The organism is Streptococcus anginosus subsp. whileyi MAS624 (assembly GCF_000478925.1).
In the GTDB taxonomy this organism is placed as follows: domain Bacteria; phylum Bacillota; class Bacilli; order Lactobacillales; family Streptococcaceae; genus Streptococcus; species Streptococcus whileyi.
In genome coordinates this window covers 2,112,501-2,115,000 of record NZ_AP013072.1, presented here as the reverse complement: position 1 = coordinate 2,115,000, position 2,500 = coordinate 2,112,501, and the positions used below count along the sequence as shown (strand labels likewise).

General features: G+C 49.2%; 1 tRNA gene and 2 rRNA genes (2 of these 3 only partly in view). All 3 read left to right on the top strand.

Annotation, left to right across the window (positions count from 1 at the left end):
• Nucleotides 1-553 (top strand): 16S ribosomal RNA (locus ANG_RS10580) (it extends 1,003 nt beyond the left edge of the window).
• A gap of 184 nt (nucleotides 554-737) precedes the next feature.
• Nucleotides 738-810, top strand: a tRNA-Ala gene (locus tag ANG_RS10575).
• 263 nt (nucleotides 811-1,073) lie between these two features.
• A 23S ribosomal RNA gene (locus ANG_RS10570) occupies nucleotides 1,074-2,500 on the top strand; it runs 1,475 nt beyond the window's last position.
• The 16S and 23S rRNA genes sit together here with 1 tRNA gene alongside, the layout of an rRNA operon.

Below are 2,500 nucleotides of genomic sequence, written 5' to 3'. Positions count from 1 at the left end.
TCTTGACATCCCGATGCTATTTCTAGAGATAGGAAGTTTCTTCGGAACATCGGTGACAGGTGGTGCATGGTTGTCGTCAGCTCGTGTCGTGAGATGTTGGGTTAAGTCCCGCAACGAGCGCAACCCTTATTGTTAGTTGCCATCATTGAGTTGGGCACTCTAGCGAGACTGCCGGTAATAAACCGGAGGAAGGTGGGGATGACGTCAAATCATCATGCCCCTTATGACCTGGGCTACACACGTGCTACAATGGCTGGTACAACGAGTCGCAAGCCGGTGACGGCAAGCTAATCTCTGAAAGCCAGTCTCAGTTCGGATTGTAGGCTGCAACTCGCCTACATGAAGTCGGAATCGCTAGTAATCGCGGATCAGCACGCCGCGGTGAATACGTTCCCGGGCCTTGTACACACCGCCCGTCACACCACGAGAGTTTGTAACACCCGAAGTCGGTGAGGTAACCGTAAGGAGCCAGCCGCCTAAGGTGGGATAGATGATTGGGGTGAAGTCGTAACAAGGTAGCCGTATCGGAAGGTGCGGCTGGATCACCTCCTTTCTAAGGAAAACGGAAGCCATTGAGTTTGTCTTGTTTAGTTTTGAGAGGTCTTGTGGGGCCTTAGCTCAGCTAAGGAGAACGCCAGTTCGCCTTTGTCGAAGCGTTAGCGCACGACAGGGACCAGCGGTAACTTAACAATAGAGTATCGCGAAAAAATAAAATAGAGTACAACTATGTATTGTACGGGGCCTTAGCTCAGCTGGGAGAGCGCCTGCTTTGCACGCAGGAGGTCAGCGGTTCGATCCCGCTAGGCTCCATTAGGATAGAATCCTACTGAACTTAATAAAGAAGTGAAGTTGAATACGAGACTAACTTCTTAGGAAAAAAGATAAACTTCCTTGTGTTCATGGAACACAGCGTCAGTTTCCTATTTTTCTACAGAAGTTTTCGCAAGCGAACCGTCTCTGAATATCCTAAATTTAGCACATTGAAAATTGAATAACGATATCAAATAGTAACAAGAAAATAAACCGAAACGCTGTGAATATTAATGAGTATATGACTGAGAGGTCAAAAATAAGGTTAAGTTAGTAAGGGCGCACGGTGGATGCCTTGGCACTAGGAGCCGAAGAAGGACGTGACAAACGACGAAATGCCTTGGGGAGCTGTAAGTAAGCGTAGATCCAGGGATGTCCGAATGGGGGAACCCAACAGGTAGATGCCTGTTACCCGTATCTGTTAAGGATATGAGGAGGAAGACGCAGTGAACTGAAACATCTAAGTAGCTGCAGGAAGAGAAAGCAAAAGCGATTGCCTGAGTAGCGGCGAGCGAAAGGGCAAGAGGGCAAACCGAGAAGTTTACTTCTCGGGGTTGTAGGACTGCGATGTGGACTTAAAGATTATAGAAGAAGACCTTGGGAAGGGTTGCCAGAGAGAGTAAGAGCCTCGTATTTTAAATAATCTTTATACCTAGCAGGATCCTGAGTACGGCGGGACACGAGGAATCCCGTCGGAAGCTGGGAGGACCATCTCCCAACCCTAAATACTCCCTAGTGACCGATAGTGAACCAGTACCGTGAGGGAAAGGTGAAAAGCACCCCGGGAGGGGAGTGAAAGAGAACCTGAAACCGTGTGCCTACAACAAGTTCGAGCCCGTTAATGGGTGAGAGCGTGCCTTTTGTAGAATGAACCGGCGAGTTACGTTATGATGCGAGGTTAAGTTGAAGAGACGGAGCCGTAGGGAAACCGAGTCTGAAGAGGGCGCCATAGTATCATGATGTAGACCCGAAACCATGTGACCTACCCATGAGCAGGTTGAAGGTGAGGTAAAACTCACTGGAGGACCGCACCAGGGCACGTTGAAAAGTGCTTGGATGACTTGTGGGTAGCGGAGAAATTCCAAACGAACTTGGAGATAGCTGGTTCTCTCCGAAATAGCTTTAGGGCTAGCGTCGACAGAAAGATTCTTGGAGGTAGAGCACTGTTTGGGTGAGGGGTCCATCCCGGATTACCAATCTCAGATAAACTCCGAATGCCAATGAATTATGGTCGGCAGTCAGACTGCGAGTGCTAAGATCCGTAGTCGAAAGGGAAACAGCCCAGACCACCAGCTAAGGTCCCAAAATAATTGTTAAGTGGAAAAGGATGTGGGGTTGCACAGACAACTAGGATGTTAGCTTAGAAGCAGCTATTCATTCAAAGAGTGCGTAATAGCTCACTAGTCGAGTGACCCTGCGCCGAAAATGTACCGGGGCTAAAACAATTTACCGAAGCTGTGGATCCTTTAGGGGATGGTAGGAGAGCGTTCTATGTGTGGTGAAGGTGTACCGTGAGGAGCGCTGGAACGCATAGAAGTGAGAATGCCGGTATGAGTAGCGCAAGACAGGTGAGAATCCTGTCCACCGTAAGACTAAGGTTTCCAGGGGAAGGCTCGTCCGCCCTGGGTTAGTCGGGACCTAAGGAGAGACCGAAAGGTGTATCCGATGGCCAACAGGTAGAGATTCCTGT